This is a genomic window from uncultured Roseobacter sp. (genome assembly GCF_947493125.1).
In the GTDB taxonomy this organism is placed as follows: Bacteria; Pseudomonadota; Alphaproteobacteria; order Rhodobacterales; family Rhodobacteraceae; genus Roseobacter.
This window is the reverse complement of sequence record NZ_CANLQB010000010.1, coordinates 48,655-65,743: the sequence shown is the minus strand read 5'-3', so window position 1 is coordinate 65,743 and position 17,089 is coordinate 48,655. Positions and strand designations below refer to the sequence as shown.

Annotated in this window: 18 protein-coding genes; 16 read left to right on the top strand and 2 right to left on the bottom strand. The window is 62.8% G+C overall.

What is annotated here, in order from left to right:
* Positions 1-56: 56 nt before the first annotated feature.
* The 3 genes from Q1A71_RS20035 to Q1A71_RS20025 are packed head-to-tail and all read left to right on the top strand — an operon-like array spanning position 57 to position 3,122.
* Positions 57-1,601 carry a phytoene desaturase gene (locus Q1A71_RS20035; protein ID WP_299680812.1) on the top strand — a complete coding sequence of 515 codons (1,545 nt, stop codon included), beginning with the start codon at positions 57-59 and terminating at the stop codon, positions 1,599-1,601.
* The gene (gene crtB / locus Q1A71_RS20030) at positions 1,598-2,635 is read left to right on the top strand and encodes a 15-cis-phytoene synthase (protein ID WP_299680810.1); all 1,038 of its coding nucleotides are present in this window, start codon (positions 1,598-1,600) and stop codon (positions 2,633-2,635) included. The genes Q1A71_RS20035 and crtB overlap by 4 nt, the downstream gene beginning before the upstream one ends.
* A gap of 4 nt (positions 2,636-2,639) precedes the next feature.
* The gene (locus Q1A71_RS20025) at positions 2,640-3,122 is read left to right on the top strand and encodes a TspO/MBR family protein (protein WP_299680807.1); all 483 of its coding nucleotides are present in this window, start codon (positions 2,640-2,642) and stop codon (positions 3,120-3,122) included.
* 3 nt (positions 3,123-3,125) lie between these two features.
* Here the strand turns inward: Q1A71_RS20025 and crtC are convergent, their stop codons facing one another.
* Together crtC and crtD are read right to left on the bottom strand one after the other, a co-directional pair.
* Complete coding sequence (gene crtC, locus Q1A71_RS20020; protein WP_299681020.1) at positions 3,126-3,998, bottom strand: carotenoid 1,2-hydratase; 873 nt, start codon at positions 3,996-3,998, stop codon at positions 3,126-3,128.
* Positions 3,995-5,542 carry a 1-hydroxycarotenoid 3,4-desaturase CrtD gene (gene crtD, locus Q1A71_RS20015; RefSeq protein WP_299680804.1) on the bottom strand — a complete coding sequence of 516 codons (1,548 nt, stop codon included), beginning with the start codon at positions 5,540-5,542 and terminating at the stop codon, positions 3,995-3,997. Before crtD ends, crtC begins: the two co-directional genes overlap by 4 nt.
* Before the next feature lie 93 nt (positions 5,543-5,635).
* Between crtD and Q1A71_RS20010 the strand changes: the two genes are divergently transcribed.
* From Q1A71_RS20010 to pufC, 13 genes are all read left to right on the top strand, one after another.
* Complete coding sequence (locus Q1A71_RS20010; protein WP_299680801.1) at positions 5,636-6,520, top strand: polyprenyl synthetase family protein; 885 nt, start codon at positions 5,636-5,638, stop codon at positions 6,518-6,520.
* Entirely contained in the window at positions 6,513-7,646 is a 1,134-nt protein-coding gene (locus Q1A71_RS20005) for a methyltransferase (protein ID WP_299680798.1), read from the top strand. Before Q1A71_RS20010 ends, Q1A71_RS20005 begins: the two co-directional genes overlap by 8 nt.
* Before the next feature lie 118 nt (positions 7,647-7,764).
* Entirely contained in the window at positions 7,765-8,706 is a 942-nt protein-coding gene (gene bchC / locus Q1A71_RS20000) for a chlorophyll synthesis pathway protein BchC (RefSeq protein ID WP_299680795.1), read from the top strand.
* The gene (locus tag Q1A71_RS19995; RefSeq protein WP_299680792.1) at positions 8,703-9,734 is read left to right on the top strand and encodes a chlorophyllide a reductase iron protein subunit X; all 1,032 of its coding nucleotides are present in this window, start codon (positions 8,703-8,705) and stop codon (positions 9,732-9,734) included. Before bchC ends, Q1A71_RS19995 begins: the two co-directional genes overlap by 4 nt.
* A 134-nt stretch (positions 9,735-9,868) precedes the next feature.
* Positions 9,869-10,042, top strand: a complete 174-nt coding sequence (locus Q1A71_RS19990) for a hypothetical protein (RefSeq protein ID WP_299680789.1) — start codon at positions 9,869-9,871, stop codon at positions 10,040-10,042.
* Positions 10,039-11,610 (top strand): chlorophyllide a reductase subunit Y, encoded by a 1,572-nt coding sequence (gene bchY / locus Q1A71_RS19985; protein WP_299680786.1) that lies wholly within the window; start codon positions 10,039-10,041, stop codon positions 11,608-11,610. The genes Q1A71_RS19990 and bchY overlap by 4 nt, the downstream gene beginning before the upstream one ends.
* Positions 11,610-13,085, top strand: a complete 1,476-nt coding sequence (gene bchZ, locus Q1A71_RS19980) for a chlorophyllide a reductase subunit Z (RefSeq protein ID WP_299680783.1) — start codon at positions 11,610-11,612, stop codon at positions 13,083-13,085. The genes bchY and bchZ overlap by 1 nt, the downstream gene beginning before the upstream one ends.
* On the top strand, positions 13,082-13,327 hold the full coding sequence (gene pufQ, locus Q1A71_RS19975) for a cytochrome PufQ (RefSeq protein ID WP_299680780.1): 246 nt from the start codon (positions 13,082-13,084) through the stop codon (positions 13,325-13,327). Before bchZ ends, pufQ begins: the two co-directional genes overlap by 4 nt.
* A gap of 183 nt (positions 13,328-13,510) precedes the next feature.
* Positions 13,511-13,657, top strand: coding sequence for a light-harvesting antenna LH1, beta subunit (gene pufB / locus Q1A71_RS19970; RefSeq protein ID WP_159975335.1), 147 nt, complete (start codon positions 13,511-13,513; stop codon positions 13,655-13,657).
* A 12-nt stretch (positions 13,658-13,669) separates the two neighbouring features.
* Positions 13,670-13,828 carry a light-harvesting antenna LH1, alpha subunit gene (pufA, locus tag Q1A71_RS19965; protein WP_187429532.1) on the top strand — a complete coding sequence of 53 codons (159 nt, stop codon included), beginning with the start codon at positions 13,670-13,672 and terminating at the stop codon, positions 13,826-13,828.
* A 161-nt stretch (positions 13,829-13,989) separates the two neighbouring features.
* On the top strand, positions 13,990-14,838 hold the full coding sequence (gene pufL / locus Q1A71_RS19960; RefSeq protein WP_299680770.1) for a photosynthetic reaction center subunit L: 849 nt from the start codon (positions 13,990-13,992) through the stop codon (positions 14,836-14,838).
* A 2-nt stretch (positions 14,839-14,840) separates the two neighbouring features.
* A complete protein-coding gene (pufM, locus tag Q1A71_RS19955; RefSeq protein ID WP_299680767.1) occupies positions 14,841-15,836 on the top strand; it encodes a photosynthetic reaction center subunit M in 996 nt (331 codons plus the stop codon).
* Between the two features lie 2 nt (positions 15,837-15,838).
* Entirely contained in the window at positions 15,839-16,954 is a 1,116-nt protein-coding gene (pufC, locus tag Q1A71_RS19950; protein WP_299680764.1) for a photosynthetic reaction center cytochrome PufC, read from the top strand.
* Positions 16,955-17,089: the final 135 nt, after the last annotated feature.

The window sequence follows — 17,089 nt, the reverse complement described above, 5'->3', positions numbered from 1 at the left end:
CAAATTGGAAGATCACAATTGTAAAGTAAACTGGACACATCTACTGTATCGATGTGATGACACGCGTAGATCCCATCGAATCTGCACAGGCGGCTCAGGGCGGGCGCAACCGCGCCATCGTGATAGGCGCCGGCCTTGGCGGGCTTGCCGCAGCGATGCGGCTTGGGGCCAAGGGCTACCGGGTCACGGTGATCGACAAGCTTGATGTGCCGGGCGGGCGAGGCTCCGCGATTTGGCAGGATGGGCACCGGTTCGATCTGGGCCCGACCATCGTGACCGTGCCGCAGCTGTACCGCGAACTTTGGGCTGCCTGCGGACGCGACTTCGATGCGGATGTGACGTTGAAAGCACTAGAGCCGTTCTATGAAATCCGCTGGCCCGACGGTACCAAATTCGTTGCGCAACAAGATACTGGCAAGTTGCGGGCTGAGGTGGCCAAGCTTGCGCCCCAGGATCTGGCGGGCTTCGACAAGTTCCTCGAGGACAGCGCCCATCGCTATTGGTTCGGTTTCGAGGATCTCGGCCGCCGCTCCATGCACCAGCTTTGGGAACTCATCAAGGTGCTGCCCACCTTTGCGATGCTGCGTGCGGATCGGTCTGTCTATGCCCATGCCGCCAAGCGCGTGAAGGATGAGAAACTGCGCATGGCGCTGAGCTTTCATCCGCTTTTTATTGGCGGTGACCCGCTGCACGTCACCTCGATGTACATCCTCGTGGCGTATCTCGAAAAAGAGTTCGGCGTGCATTACGCGATGGGTGGTCTGGCAGCGATGGCCCGCGCCATGGCGGATGTGATCGAAGGGCAGGGCGGCACGCTGCTGATGGAGACAGAGGTCGATGAAATCGTTGTCCGGGAGGGTGCGGTGACGGGTGTCCGGCTTGCGTCGGGCTTGGAGATGGGGGCCGATGTCGTCGTCTCGAATGCGGATTCGGGGCATACCTACACGAACCTGCTGCGCAACCATACGAAACGGCGCTGGACGAAACAGCGCTTGGCACGCACGCGATATTCGATGAGCCTGTTTGTATGGTACTTCGGCACGAAAGGTACGGCGCAGGACTGGCCGGATGTGGGCCATCACACCATCCTGAACGGTCCGCGATACACCGGTTTGCTGCGCGATATCTTCGTCAAGGGTCAGCTCTGCGATGATATGAGCCTCTATGTGCACCGCCCGTCGGTGACCGACCCCTCGGTGGCGCCGGAAGGCGATGATACGTTCTACGTGCTCAGCCCTGTGCCGCATCTGGGCCATGACAACGGCGTTGACTGGCGCGAGGAAGAACCGCGCTACAAGGCCAAGATGCTGCGGATGCTTGAAGAGCACTTGCTGCCGGGCCTCGGCGAGCGGATCAGCACCGAGGTGGTGTTTACGCCAGAAACCTTCCGTGACCGTTATCTCAGCCCGCTTGGCGCGGGATTTTCCATTGAGCCGCGTATTCTGCAAAGCGCCTGGTTCCGACCACATAACATCTCGGAAGAGGTCAAGGGCCTCTATCTGGTCGGGGCGGGCACGCATCCGGGTGCCGGAGTGCCCGGCGTGATCTCGACCGCGGAAGTGCTGAGCAAACTGGTGCCGGACGCGGAGGTGGTGCGATGATCGCGCCGGCTGATCTCGAGCATTGCCACGAGGCGATCCGCCACGGTTCGCTCTCATTCCATGCGGCCTCGAAGCTGTTGCCCGCACGGGTGCGGGATCCGTCGCTGGCGCTGTATTCCTTTTGCCGGTTGGCGGATGACGAGGTGGACCTCAAGGCAGAGAAGGTCGAGGCCGTGCTGCGGTTGCGCGACCGGTTGGATGCGGTCTATGCAGGGCGGCCCAAGGATGCCGCACCAGATCGCGCCTTCGCCGCAATCGTTGAGGATTTCGAGATGCCTCGTGCGCTGCCCGATGCGTTGCTGGAGGGGCTCGCGTGGGATGCGGAGGGCCGGCGTTATGAGAGCCTTTCCGGCGTCAAGGATTATTCCGCACGGGTCGCCTCGGCGGTGGGGGCGATGATGTGCGTGCTGATGGGCGTGCGCGATGCGGACGCCCTCGCACGGGCCTGTGATCTGGGCGTGGCCATGCAGCTCACAAACATTGCGCGCGACGTAGGTGAGGATGCGCTGGAGAAGCGCATCTACTTGCCTTTGGAGTGGCTGGTCGAAGCGGGAATCGACGTGGATCGCTTCCTGGAAGACCCCAAGCCGACCAAGGCGGTGCGGATGATGGTCAAGCGGCTGGTGATGGAGGCGAACCGTCTCTACATGCGCTCCGAAGCGGGCGTGAGCGCGCTGCCGCGGCGCTGCCGTCCTGGCATCTATGCGGCGCGGTTCATCTATGCGGGCATCGGCGGTCAGTTAACCGCAATGGGTTACGATTCAATCTCGGCCCGGGCGCGCACCAGCAAGCTGCAGAAACTTGGCTGGCTGGGGCAATCTATGCTGCTGAGTGCCGCGACGATGGTCATGCCGCGCTCCTCTGTGCTTTATGCCAAGCCACTGGACGAGGTGGATTTTCTGGTGCGGGCTGCTGCTCGGGGTGAACCCACGTCTTCACGCAGCGATACGCTGATTTCGGTTCTGGCAACGCTTGAGCAGCGGCGGCTGGAGCAGCGCGCGCGCTTGACCGGGCACCCTGCGGGTTTAACCTAGAGCCATGTTCTGGCTTTTGTTCTGCATTTTCTTTGCCGCCTGCCTGGGGGCCGGAGTGACCGGTGGGCTCTTCGCGCCGGGCCCTTGGTATCGCGCGCTAGAGAAGCCGTGGTTTACCCCGCCGGATTGGGTCTTTCCCGTAACGTGGATGGTACTCTACATCTGCATGGCCATCGCAGGTGCACGGGTTGCCATGCTTGAGAGCAATGGCGTTGCGCTCGCCTTCTGGGCGCTGCAGATCGCACTCAACGGGCTGTGGACGCCTGTTTTCTTCGGTTTGAAGAACATTCGGCTGGGGATGGCGGTGGTTTCCGTCTTGTGGTTGTCGGTGCTGAGCGGGCTGCTCGCGATGTGGCAGATTGATGTGATCGCCGGGCTGCTGTTCGTGCCTTACCTGGTCTGGGTCACCATCGCGGCAGCGCTGAATGCAGCGGTCTGGCGGTTGAATCCCGACGTTGCGCGCAACCCGCCACCCGCGCCGTCCTGAGTGTCAGCCAAAGCTCCATTTCGCGCGGCGCGGGACCCTCACCGCTAGCATGGGTTTCAGCAGAGGGCTGCGGAAGCGACGCAGGTCGAGCGCCTCGTGCACGCCAGTCACGCGCTCTCCGTCCAGCTGTGTTTCAACGGCCGCGCGCGTGTAGAAAGGGGCATCCAGCATCGCCAGTTTCTGGCGGGGCATAAAGCCACTGTCAGCCCGCGTCTCTCGTTTCACTGCCCAGAGGCTGCGGCGCAGGCGCGCCTTGGGGGGGAGGGGGATCGTCTCGGCCTCGCCTGCCTGGTCAAACCGGAACCCCGCCGCCAACTCCGAGCCATCGAGCCGCATGGCGTCATAGAAGCAGGTGGCCCCAGAGGCGGTCGGAAACCGGCCCCATGTCCAATAGCTGAAATCTTCCTCGAGCGCGCGGGTGCCAAAATTCGCGTCGAAATACCCTTCGCCTTGCCACTGCCAGCCGGGCCGGTCGATGTCTACTTCGATCCGCGCCGAGGGCGCGAAGGGCCGCCAGATATGCGCGCCGTCTTCGGTAAGTGCCAGCTCGACATCGGTCAGTGCAGAGGGAACAACCCGGATCTGGCCGCGGATGCGACTGATCAGAGGCGGGCCGGATACCTCATCGATGTCGATGATCAACTGATCGCCGCCCCACCGCATCATAGACGGGCCGACCTCGAACCGTGAATTCGTCTGACGCAGGGCTGAGGCGCCGCGATCGGTCATCGTGAACCTTCCGCCCGGCCCGTAGGTGGCGACGTTGATGCAGACGTGGTTCTGCGGGTTGCGGCGCCCGGACCAGCGGTACCAGGGCGAGAAGACCGATCCGATGAACCCGATGACCGAGACGGCACGTTTGCCGCAATCGCTCAGGCCGTCGACATACCACCACGCATAGCCGTTTGGGCGGACGTGGATGTCGAAGTTTGGCCGCTCAAGATCGCCTCGGCCGCGTGCTTGGCGGAGAGGGTCGCCATCGGCACGCCCGCGCCCGGGTGTGTCCCGCCGCCCGCCAGCCACAGCCCCTTGATCGGGGTCTGCGCCGTTGGGCGTTTCAGCGATGCCGTCAGCCCGTGCGGGCTTTGCCCGTAGAGCGCGCCCATCGTCTCGGGGAACATCTCGGCGAAGCGTTGTGGTGTTGTGATCGTCGCGGCGGTCGGTGTCGGTGACATAGTCACGCCCATATCCGCCATCCTCTGCATGATCTGATGATGCCATCTGTCCAAATCCACTGGAGGGGTGAAGGTTGACGTCGCCGGGGCATTCGAGATGATCTCAAAGCGCTCCAGCGTCGGGGGAGGGTGATCCTGGCCACGGTCTTCGGCGCAGAGATAGAGGGTCGGGTCGCGTGGGATGCGTCCGGCCATGAGGTCGTCGAATTCGGCCTGCGGGTCGTCGGCAAAGAACACGTTGTGGTGGGCGAGAGGCGGCCCTTGCGGAGTGGCCGCAAAGCTGTGCACACGGGCGGAGAACGAGCGCGGAAGCTTGGCCGTCTGGGGGGCCACGATTTTGAGATCCTCGCCCATGCTGCCGGTCGCAAGCGCCCGGGGATCGCCAGCGTAGACGACGGTATCTGCCGACAGCAACTCGTCGCCAAGCTCGACGCCGACAGCGCGCCGCTCCTTCACGACAATCTGATCGACATGCGCATCGCGTTTGAGATGCACGCCGCGGCTCTGCACCAGCTTGGTGAGCGCCTCGGTCAGGCGGTGCATGCCGCCTTGAACCACCCAGACCCCGGCGGCCTCGGCCTGCCAGATCAGCGACAGGATCGCCGGGCTGAGATGCGGGGCGCCGCCCACATAGGTGGCGTAGCGCCCAAAGAGTTGGGCCAGCCGCGGGTCGCTGAACTGTCGGCGGAGCGCTTGCCGGAGGGTCGAGAGGGGCGCCATCGCGGGAATGAGATCCGGCTGGCGCAGCACGTGCGGCACCAGCTGCGCCATCTTTGGGGCAGGAGCCTGCATCATCGGCGCGTCGAAGGCCTGAAACAGCCGGGTCGTGCGGTTATTGAACCTGCGAAACTGGTCGGCGGACTTTGCACCCGCAAAGGCGGCAATCGCGTCCGCGCTTTTTTCGGGGTCGGCGTAGAGATCGAGCTGGCTGCCGCCCGACCAGAAGTGACGCGCCAGGATATCTTGCTGGATCAGCGTCACGTGATCTTCGAGCCGTTCGCGGGCGCAGGCGAAAAGCTCGTCAAACACATGGCGGAGCGTCAGCACCGTTGGGCCTGCGTCAACAGGACCCGCGCTGCTTGCGACAGTTCGGATCTTGCCGCCGGTGTGCGCGTGCCGCTCCAATAGCGTGACAGCAAACCCACCCGTCACCAGACGCAGCGCTGTGGCAAGCCCGGCAATGCCCGCGCCAATGACGATGGCCTCGGGGCGTGCAGCAGAAAATGAAGGTGGTGCGACAACCATAAGGGATTGTTGACTCGAAGTTGTAAACTGTCCAGTATGATTTACACATTGTGTCTGAAATGAATGACACTTTGCCGATGAAAGGAGTCCCGAATGGGCATGACCTCGCGCATCGAAGCGGCAATTTCGTCGGCAGTGGCAGTCGGGCAGGGGAGCGGCGCTGTCCCTGCCAGGCTCTCGTCGGCACTGGCCTATGCAACGGCACCTGGCGGGGCCCGAATTCGCCCCACAATACTGATGTCCGTGGCCATGGCGTGTGGTGATGATCGGCCCGCGCTCTCGAATGCGGCGGCCTCGGCGCTGGAGATGATCCATTGCGCGAGCCTCGTGCATGATGATCTTCCCTGCTTTGACGATGCGGCGATCCGCCGGGGCAAGCCCTCTGTTCACAAAGCCTATTCCGAGCCGCTTGCCGTGCTGACGGGTGACAGCCTTATCGTGCTGGCGTTCGAGACCCTCGCGCGCCAGTCGGCGGACGCGCCGGACCGGGTGGCGCAACTGATCATGACGCTCGCGCAGCGCACCGGCATGCCGGGCGGGATCTGCGCCGGGCAGGGCTGGGAGAGCGAAGCGGAGATCGACCTTTCCGCTTATCATCAGGCCAAGACAGGTGCGCTCTTCATCGCGGCGACGCAGATGGGCGCGGTCTCAGCCGGGCAGGAAGCGGAGCCTTGGTTCGAGCTTGGTGCGCGTATCGGTGAGGCCTTCCAAGTGGCGGATGATTTGCGCGACGCGCTCTATGATGCCGAAACGCTCGGCAAGCCGGTGGGTCAGGACGACCTGCATGGGCGGCCCAACGCGGTATCGCTCTTGGGTGTGCAGGGGGCGATCTCCCGGCTGAAGGACATTCTGGGCGGGGCGATTGCCTCGATCCCGTCGTGTCCCGGCGAGGCGCAGCTGGCCGAGATGGTGCGCACCTACGCCGAGCGGCTGACCCCTGTGGCGCCCCATGCGGCGCAGCGGCGCAGCAATGTCTGACGCGACGAGCGATCTGCCGCGCTGGCGCGGCGGTTGGCTCAATCGACTTGTTGCACGGCCCGGGTTTCAAAGCTGGGCAAGCCGCTTTCCGCTGACGCGCGGACAGGCGCGCAAGGATGGCGCGGCGCTCTTCGATCTTGTGCAGGGATTCGTGCAAAGCCAGGTGCTGATGGCTTTGGTCGAGCTGGATATTTTTCGCCGTCTTCGGGCCGGGCCGCTCACGGCTGAGCGACTGGGGCAGGCGACGGATGTTCCGGTGGATCGGATGAAGGTGTTGTTGCAGGCGGCTGCGGCGCTGCGGCTGCTCAAGCGGGACCGCAGAGGGCGCTACCGGCTGGCGCGGAAAGGTGCCGCGCTCATGGGTGTGCCGGGGCTCGAAGCGATGATCCGGCATCACAAGGCGTTCTATGCTGATCTTGCCGACCCCGTTGGCCTGCTGCGTGGGCCTGAGCGGACACAGCTCTCTGAGTTCTGGCCCTATGTGTTTGGCGCCCGAGGCGAGATTGATCAGGGCGTGGCGGAGACCTACTCGGACCTCATGGCCCAGAGCCAGCGGTTGGTCGCAGAAGATACCCTGCGCCTGGTTTCCTTAAAGGGTGTCCAGCGGCTGCTCGATGTGGGTGGCGGAACGGGCGCTTTCCTCGAAGCAGCGGGCCGCACCGCACCTGAGCTTAACCTCATGCTCTTCGATCTGCCGCAGGTGGTGCCACAAGCGCAAGCGCGCTTCGATGATGCGGGACTGGGGTCGCGCGCCACCGTGCATGCGGGCTCCTTCCGGGATGATCCCCTGCCGGAGGGAGCGGACGCCATCTCCCTCATCCGCGTGCTCTATGACCACTCGGATGAGACCGTGCGCGCTCTATTGGCGTCGGTCTACCGGGCGCTGCCGGAGGGCGGGCGGTTGATCATCTCCGAACCCATGGGGGGTGGTGCTGCGCCTGATGCGGCGGGGGATGTGTATTTCGCGTTCTATACGCTTGCGATGCAGACGGGCAAAGCGCGCTCGGCGGAGGAGATATCCGATCTCTGCCGGGAGGCGGGTTTTGTGGGCCTGCGCAGCCCGCGGCCTCAACGCAATTATGTGACGCGGGTTGTCATGGCGCAAAAGCCATCCTCCATCACATAGAATGTGTCTAATTTAGTTGACACAATTACATGTAAGCTTAAACTGACATTACGACATGAGCCACGAGATGAGTCTTTGACGCAAGATCAAAGCGGTCCCGCGAGCGAGGAGAGAGACTTTGGACACCACCGCCGTTCTTCTGAAAGGTCCTCGTGATCTCGAGGTGGACGTTCTGACGCTCACCGCACCGGGGGCCGAAGATCTGGTCGTCGATATTCAACACTCCGGCATTTCCACGGGCACAGAAAAACTCTTCTGGTCCGGTGATATGCCGCCTTTCCCTGGCATGGGCTATCCGCTGGTCCCGGGCTATGAGGCCGTGGGCGAAGTGGTCGAAGCCGCGCCCTCGACCGGATACCGCCCCGGCGATCACGTCTTTGTCCCAGGGGCCAATTGCTATGACGGTGCCTTCGGTCTCTTTGGCGGTGCTGCCGCGCGGCTGGTGACGGCCCCTGATCGCGTGACGCGAATCGATGCGGGCCTCGGCGCGCAGGGTGCGCTGCTGGCTTTGGCGGCGACGGCGCGGCATACGATGGCCGGGCTCAACAAATCCGTTCCCGACCTGATCGTGGGGCACGGCGTTCTGGGCCGGCTCCTTGCGCGACTGACGATTGCGGCGGGCGCGCCTGCGCCCATGGTCTGGGAGATCGACCCGTCGCGGCGCGGCGGTGCCGAGGGCTATGAGGTGATCGCGCCCGAGGACGATCCACGGAAAGATTACATGTCGGTTTATGATGCGTCCGGCAGCATGGATGTGCTGAACGATCTGGTTTCCCGGATCGGCAAGGGCGGTGAGGTTGTTCTCGCGGGCTTCTACAAGGAGCCGATCCGCATTGATTTCCCGATGGCCTTCATGAAAGAGGCGCGCTTCCGCGTGGCGGCGGAATGGACCCATGACGATCTGGCCGCGACCCGTGCGCTGGTGGAGAGCGGGACACTGAGTCTGGGCGGGCTGATCACCGATGAGGCTTCGGCGAAGGACGCGCCGCAAGCTTACCAGCGGGCTTTCACCGATCCGGCCTGCCTCAAGATGATCCTCAACTGGAAGGACGTGGCATGAAGGACGGTATTGATGAGAAGGGCCCGGCATCCGGTGACGTCCCCAATCTGAAAGACTTCGACAAGCGCCTGCGCGCGGAGGCCGCCGAGCCGACGCTGGAGGTGCCGCAGTCCGAACCGACCTCGAAGACCCAGATCATCGCGATCTACGGCAAGGGCGGCATCGGCAAGAGTTTCACCTTGGCCAACTTGAGCCATATGATGGCCGAACAAGGTAAACGAGTTCTTTTGATTGGGTGCGATCCCAAGTCGGACACCACCAGCCTGCTCTTTGGCGGCAAGGCCTGTCCCACCATCATCGACACGTCGACGCGCAAGAAGCTGGCGGGCGAAGAGGTGAAGATCGGCGATGTCTGCTTCAAGCGCGGCGGTGTCTTTGCCATGGAGCTGGGCGGACCCGAGGTTGGCCGTGGCTGTGGCGGCCGCGGGATTATCCATGGGTTCGAGCTTCTGGAAAAGCTTGGGTTCCATGATTGGGACTTCGACTATGTGCTGCTCGACTTCCTGGGCGATGTGGTCTGTGGCGGGTTCGGCCTGCCGATTGCGCGAGACATGGCGCAGAAGGTGATCCTGGTCGCGTCGAACGATCTGCAGTCGCTCTACGTGGCGAATAATGTCTGCTCCGCGGTGGAGTACTTCCGCAAGCTGGGCGGGAACGTTGGCGTCGCCGGGCTCGTGATCAACAAGGATGATGGCACGGGCGAGGCAGCGGCCTTTGCCGAGGCGGTCGACATTCCGATCCTTGCTGCGATTCCACAGGATGACGACCTGCGGAAGAAATCCGCGAATTATCAGATCGTCGGGACCCAGGCGAGCCAGTGGGGCGATCTCTTTGCCGAGCTTGGGCTGAACGTGGCCAAGGCCCCGCCGATGCGGCCATCGCCCTTGGATCAGGATGGGTTGCTGGGGCTCTTCGATGCCTCGGAGACTGGCGGCAATGTGGTGCTGGAGCCTGCAAGTGATGCGGATATGCGCGGCAAGAACGCAGCGCCCAAACCGTCGTTGGAGGTTGTCTATGACGACGCGTAACAAGCTGGGGACCTCTGAACCTGCCTCGATCAGCCAGATGCTGATGAATGCGCGGGACGACCAGATCAGGCGCCTTTTGCGCGACATCAGGTTTGACCCGCACTGTGACACTCAGCCGATTTCGGATGCTCCTCATGACCAAGCTTAGGCATTTCGACGAAAGCCGGCGCGCAGTTGAACGCTGTGTCTGGAAGGGGCTGCAATCGCAGCGCATTTTTGAGACCGCACAAGAAGAGATCGCCCAGTCAAAGCGTTTGATGGAGATCGCGCGCAACCCCAAGCCAATCTACAGGGCGTCCGACGCGTGAAACAGGAAGTCACATACGACGAGGCAGCCGATGTGGAGGTGATCAAGGGTCACCCTCATGGCGATGTCGCGCGTGTGGCTGGAGCGGCACTCGCCGACGATGCGGGCTGTCATTCCGGGGCCGACATGGCAGAGGCGGCGCGTCTGGCTGGCAAGTCCGAGGTGTTGGAGAAGTTCCGGGCAGACTATCCGATGGGTCCGCATGACAAGCCGCAGTCCATGTGCCCGGCTTTTGGATCCTTGCGTGTGGGTCTGCGCATGAAGCGCGTGGCCACGGTGCTGTCGGGCTCGGCGTGCTGTGTCTATGGGTTGACATTCGTGTCGCACTTCTACGGCGCGCGGCGGTCGGTGGGCTATGTGCCGTTCAACTCCGAGACGCTTGTGACGGGTAAGCTCTTCGAGGACATTCGTGAGTCTGTGCACGAGTTGGCGGATCCGGATCGCTATGATGCGATAGTCGTCACGAACCTTTGTGTGCCAACGGCGTCTGGCGTGCCGCTGCGGCTGCTGCCCAAAGAGATCAACGGCGTGCGGATTGTTGGCATCGACGTGCCGGGCTTCGGCGTGCCGACCCACGCGGAGGCCAAGGATGTTCTCGCCGGTGCGATGCTCACCTATGCGCGGCAAGAAGCTGAAGCGGGCCCAGTGGCCGCACCGGTGGGTGGCAGGTCGTCGCGACCGACGGTCGCGCTTCTGGGCGAGATGTTCCCGGCGGATCCGATGATGATCGGCCAGATGCTGGCGCCCATGGGGTTGGCAGCGGGGCCGGTGTTGCCGTGCCGGGAGTGGCGCGAGCTCTATGCCGCACTCGACTGTTCCGTCGTGGCGGCCATCCACCCGTTTTACACCGATACGGTCCGGGCCTTCCGTGCCGCGGGGCGGCCTGTAGTGGGCTCGGCCCCCGTGGGGCATGACGGCACAGCGGCCTGGCTGCGCGGTATTGGCGAGACCTATGGGGTGTCAGCCGACCAGATTGCGGCGGCGCAGAATGCGGCTCTGCCTGCCATCAAAGGGGCGCTGGCAGCGACGCCGATCAAAGGAACCATTACGCTCTCGGGGTATGAGGGCTCGGAGCTTCTGGTCGCGCGGCTATTGATCGAGAGCGGGGCGGAGGTGCCCTATGTGGGCACCGCCTGTGCGAAGTCGGAGTGGTCTGCGGCGGATGCGGCCTGGCTCGAAGCCAAGGGCGTCACGGTGAAGTATCGCGCCTCGCTCGAGGATGATTGCGCGGCAATGGAGGCCGTGAAGCCCGATCTGGCCATTGGCACCACTCCTGTCGTTCAAAAGGCCAAGGAGCTTGGTGTGCCTGGGCTTTACTTCACCAACCTCATCTCGGCGCGGCCGCTGATGGGTGTGGCGGGCGCAGGATCGCTCGCAGAGGTGATCAATGCGGCAATTGCGAACAAGGACAGGATGGACCGGATGACCGCCTTCTTCGAGGATGTGGGTCATGCGGATACGGCGGGTGTCTGGGAGGGCAGCCCGAACCTGCGGCCGGATTTCCGGGCGCAGCATCAGAAGAAGCTCGACAAGATGGCGCGGGCCGCCAAAGCGCGGGAGATGATCTGATGCTTGTCACAGACCATGACCGGGCGGGTGGATACTGGGGGGCGGTTTATGCCTTCTGCGCTGCGAAGGGCTTGCAGGTGGTGATCGACGGGCCCGTGGGTTGTGAGAACCTGCCGGTCACGTCGGTGTTGCACTATACGGATGCCTTGCCGCCACATGAGTTGCCGATTGTGGTGACCGGCCTTGGCGAAGGCGAGATGGGCGCGGGCACCGAAGAGAGCATGAAGCGGGCGTGGGATACACTCGATCCGGCCTTGCCAGCGGTTGTGGTGACGGGATCCATTGCCGAGATGATCGGCGGTGGCGTCACACCGCAGGGCACCAATATTCAGCGGTTTCTGCCGCGGACGATTGATGAGGATCAGTGGGAGGCCGCCGACCGGGCGATGACCTGGATCTTCACCGAGTTCGGCATGACGAAAGGCCGGATGCCGCCCGAGAAGAAACGCGCGGAGGGCGCCAAGCCCCGCGTGAATATCCTCGGGCCGATGTACGGCACCTTCAACATGCCGTCGGATCTGGCCGAGATCCGCAGGCTGGTCGAAGGGATCGGCTGTGAGGTGAACATGGTGATGCCTTTGGGCGCCCATGTGGCCGAGATGAGAGATTTGGTGAATGCGGATGTGAACATCTGCATGTACCGCGAGTTCGGGCGTGGATTATGCGAGCTTCTTGCCAAGCCGTATCTCCAGGCTCCGATAGGGGTCGAGAGCACGACCAAGTTCCTGCGCGCACTGGGGAATTTGGTTGGCCTCGACCCCGAACCTTTTATCACGCGAGAGAAGCATTCGACCATCAAACCGGTCTGGGATCTCTGGCGCTCCGTCACCCAGGATTTCTTTGCCACGGGGAGTTTTGCAATTGTAGCGAATGAGACCTACGCCCGCGGCATCCGGCTGTTCCTCGAAGACGACATGGGGTTGCCATGCGCCTTCGCCGTCGCGCGGGTGGCCGGGCAGAAGACCAACAATGAAGAGGTGCGCGCCCTGATGGGGCAGAAGCGGCCCCTGATCGTCATGGGCTCGATCAACGAGAAGATGTATCTGGCCGAACTGAAGGGCGGTCATGGGCCAAGCCCTGCGTTCATCCCGGCAAGCTTTCCGGGAGCGGCGATCCGGCGGCATACGGGCACGCCGTTCATGGGCTATGCGGGCGCGACCTACCTTATTCAGGAAATCTGCAACGGGCTCTTTGACGCGCTTTTCCATATTCTGCCGCTCGGCACGGAGATGGATGCGACAGACGCGACGCTCACCCCGCTGCGGCGCGATTTCCCCTGGGATGCGGATGCGCAGGCGATGCTCGACAAGATCGTCGAGACCCATCCCATTCTGACACGAATTTCAGCTGCGAAGACTTTGCGCGACGCGGCGGAGAAAGCGGCTCTGGCCGCAGGCGCGGACCGCGTGGTGCTGGACACCGTGCGGGCGCTCGATGCCGGGCTGGCCGGTACTGATTTGGAGGATCAGACATGACTGATATGACATCTGACATCGTTGAAGCGGCTGTTGAAGCCCCGCATCAGGCGCCCAGCAAGAAGGCGGTGCGTACCGAGTTCATGGTCTACTTCGTGATCATCTTCCTGGCGACGCTGCCGCTGGCGACCCTGACCTGGGCGCTTTCGGCCATTCGAACCCGCAGTTTCACCGAGAAGGGCCCGATGGCACGCGCCTGGACCCAGGCCCGTATCATCACTCCGATGATCTTCTCTGCATGACGTTCCCTGCGCGACATAGGGGCCTCGGCCCGGGTCGCGATCCGCATTCTCGGCTTGTGTGCGCCTGTCGAGATCAAGAGCTGTACGCCTTTTGCGAGGTGGACAGAGCCCCGAGGGGGGAGACCCCCAAAGGACCCCGCCGCGGGGTGCGCGGCGTCAGCATAACAATCCGGAGGGATATTTATGGCTGATAATCACCTGTCTTTCACAGGTCTAACCGACGAGCAGGCGCAAGAATTGCACGCTGTCTACATGAGTGGGCTCTGGCTGTTTTCAGCAGTGGCCGTGGTCGCTCATCTGGCAACGTTCATCTGGCGTCCGTGGTTCTAAGAGGAAATGGATATGGCAAAGTTCTACAAGATCTGGCTCATTTTCGATCCTCGCCGAGTGTTTGTTGCACAAGGCGTGTTCCTCTTCCTGCTGGCAGCGATGATTCACCTCGTCCTGCTCAGCACTGAGCACTTCAACTGGTTCGAACTGGCGGCGCAATCCGCCCAGTAGAGGGATCTGGCCGGGCAAGGGCCATCCCGTACCGGTGCCAGAGTGACACCCAAGAACAGCTGCGGGCGGCCAAGTGTGCGCCATCCGCCCGCAGCAAACCAACGTAACAAACGACGGCCTCCGCCTCTCACTGGCGCGCCGCACACATGCGGAGACTGAAGATGGCTTTGCTCAGCTTCGAAAGAAAATATCGCGTCCGCGGAGGGACGCTGATCGGGGGCGATCTGTTCGACTTCTGGGTGGGGCCTTTCTATGTGGGCTTCTTCGGAGTGACGACGGCCTTCTTCGCCCTTCTGGGAACCATTCTGATTTTCTGGGGCGCGAGCCAGCAGGGCACGTTTAATCCCTGGCTGATCAATATCGCCCCGCCTGACCTGAGCTATGGGCTTGGGTTGGCGCCGCTTCTGGAGGGCGGGCTGTGGCAGATCATCACGATCTGTGCGACGGGCGCGTTCATCTCCTGGGCGCTGCGCGAGGTCGAGATCTGCCGCAAGCTGGGCATGGGCTATCACGTGCCCTTCGGCTTCGCGGCGGCGATCATCGCCTATATGACGCTGGTGATCTTCCGCCCGCTCTTGATGGGCGCCTGGGGGCATGGGTTCCCCTATGGGATTTTCAGCCACCTCGACTGGGTGAGCAACACCGGCTACGCCTATCTGCATTTCCACTACAACCCGGCGCACATGCTGGCGGTGACGCTGTTCTTCACCACCACGCTGGCGCTGGCGCTGCACGGTGGTTTGATCCTGTCGGCCTGTAACCCCGAGAAGGGCGAAGAGGCCAAGACACCGGATCACGAGGACACGTTCTTCCGCGACTTTATCGGCTATTCGGTCGGCACGCTGGGCATTCACCGTGTGGGCTATCTGCTCGCCATCAATGCCGGGCTGTGGTCGGCGATCTGCATCATCATCTCCGGTCCCGTCTGGACCGCGGGTTGGCCTGAATGGTGGAACTGGTGGCTCGATCTGCCGATCTGGGGTGAACCCATCGCGATGGGAGGGATGTGATCATGTGGCTTCCTGAATATCAGAACATCTTCACGCAAGTGCAGGTCCAGGGGAAACCCGAATGGGGCATGGACGACCAGGGCAACAACATGATGGAAGAACGCGCGGGCAAGCCGTTCTTCAGCACCCTCGTCGGGCTCTTCGGCAACGCCCAGGTCGGGCCCTACTATGTGGGCTGGACGACGCTGGTGGCGTTCGCGACGGGCATCGCCTGGTTCGTGATTGTGGGGTTCAACATGCTGGCGCAGGTCGGCTATTCGATCCCGCAGTTCATCCGACAGCTCTTCTGGCTGGCGCTTGAGCCACCTTCGCCGGAGTATGGTTTGAGCATGCCCCCGCTGGACGAGGGGGGCTGGTATATCATCGCCAGCTTCTTCCTGCTGGTCTCGGTGCTGTGCTGGCTCTTGCGGGCCTATCTGCTGGCGCAACAGCACAAGATGGGCAAGCACATCTTCTGGGGCTTTGCGGCTGCGGTGTGGCTCTTCCTGGTGCTGGGTCTCTTCCGTCCTGTCCTGATGGGATCGTGGAGCGAAGCGGTGCCCTACGGCATCTTCCCGCACCTCGACTGGACCACGGCGTTTTCGATCCGCTACGGCAACCTTTACTACAACCCGTTCCACTGTCTGAGCATCGTCTTCCTCTATGGCTCGGTGCTGCTCTTCTGCATGCACGGCGGGACCATCCTGGCGGTGACACGCTACGGCGGCGATCGGGAGCTGGAGCAGATCTACGATCGCGGGACCGCGACCGAACGCGCCGCTCTCTTCTGGCGCTGGACCATGGGCTTCAACGCCACGATGGAAGGCATCCACCGCTGGGCCTGGTGGTTCGCGGTGCTGACGCCGATTACTGGCGGCATCGGCATCCTGCTAACCGGCACGGTCGTGGACAACTGGTTCATCTGGGCGCAGGAGCACAACTTTGCGCCGATGTATGACGGCTCCTACGGATATGCCGACTACGGCTCCTACGAAGCCTTTATCGGGAAGGAGGACTGATCATGCTGCCCAAGTGGTTTGACAAATGGAACGCGGACAATCCGACCAATGTGTTCGGTCCCGCGATCCTGATCGGGGCGGTCGGCGGCGCGGTTTTCGCGGCGATCATGATCATCAGCTTTGGCAACCCCGCCCAGACGGCCTCGCTGCAGACGGGTCCGCGCGGGACGGGGATGTCGGTGCCGGAGTTCAACGTGGTGCGCACCGCGCCCGATCCGACGATTGAGGCCTACTACACCGATACACCCTTTGTGCCCGAAGGGGGTGAACCGCTGGCCCGGGACATCTATGAGAATGTCCAGGTGCTGGGGGACCTGACGGAGGACAACTTCAACCGGGTGATGACGGCGATCACGCAGTGGGTCAGCCCGGAACAGGGCTGTGCTTACTGTCATGGCGACGGCGATCTGGAGACCTATGGCGCGGATGACCTCTACACCAAGGTCGTCTCGCGTCGGATGATCCAGATGACCCAGAACATCAACGAGAACTGGGGTGGTCACGTCAATGCGGTCGGGGAGGTTGGTGTGAACTGCTACACCTGCCACCGCGGTCTGAACGTGCCGTCGGAGATCTGGTTCAACATCAGCCCGGTCAACGAGGCCGCTGGCGGTTGGGCGTCTGTGCAGAACCGCGCCACTTCGATCAGCCAGTCAACGTCGCTACCGTCCAACGCGCTGGAGGTGTACCTGACCGACTATGAGGCGGTGAATGTGCACGATCTGGAGAGCCGTGTGGAAGGCATCCCGAATGACGAAGAGGTCGCCTCGATCCAGAAGACCGAGATGACCTATTCGCTGATGAACTACTTCTCGAACAGTCTCGGCGTGAACTGTGTCTTCTGTCACAACTCCCGCGCCTTCTACGACCCCGAACAGCACACGCCGCAATGGGCGACCGCGCTGCTGGGTCGGCAGATGGTCATCGAGATGAACCAGGAGTACCTGATCCCGCTCGAATCCGAGTACCCGCCGGAGCGTCTTGGCCCGATCTACGCCGATGCGCCGAAAGCGGCCTGCAAGACCTGCCACAAAGGCTATCAGCGCCCGCTGCAGGGGATGAACGTGATTGCCGACTGGCCCGAGCTCGCGACCAGCGAGGCGCCGGTTTACGAATAGGCGCGGGCGGCTCTGCGCCGCCCCCGTCTCGCCTGGCACGGATCCTTGGCTTCCTGGGTCCGGGCACGGGGTCTCAACACCCCGGTTCCCTTCCTGTTGGCTACAGGAACCTGGCGTCGCAACTGGTTTACCCCA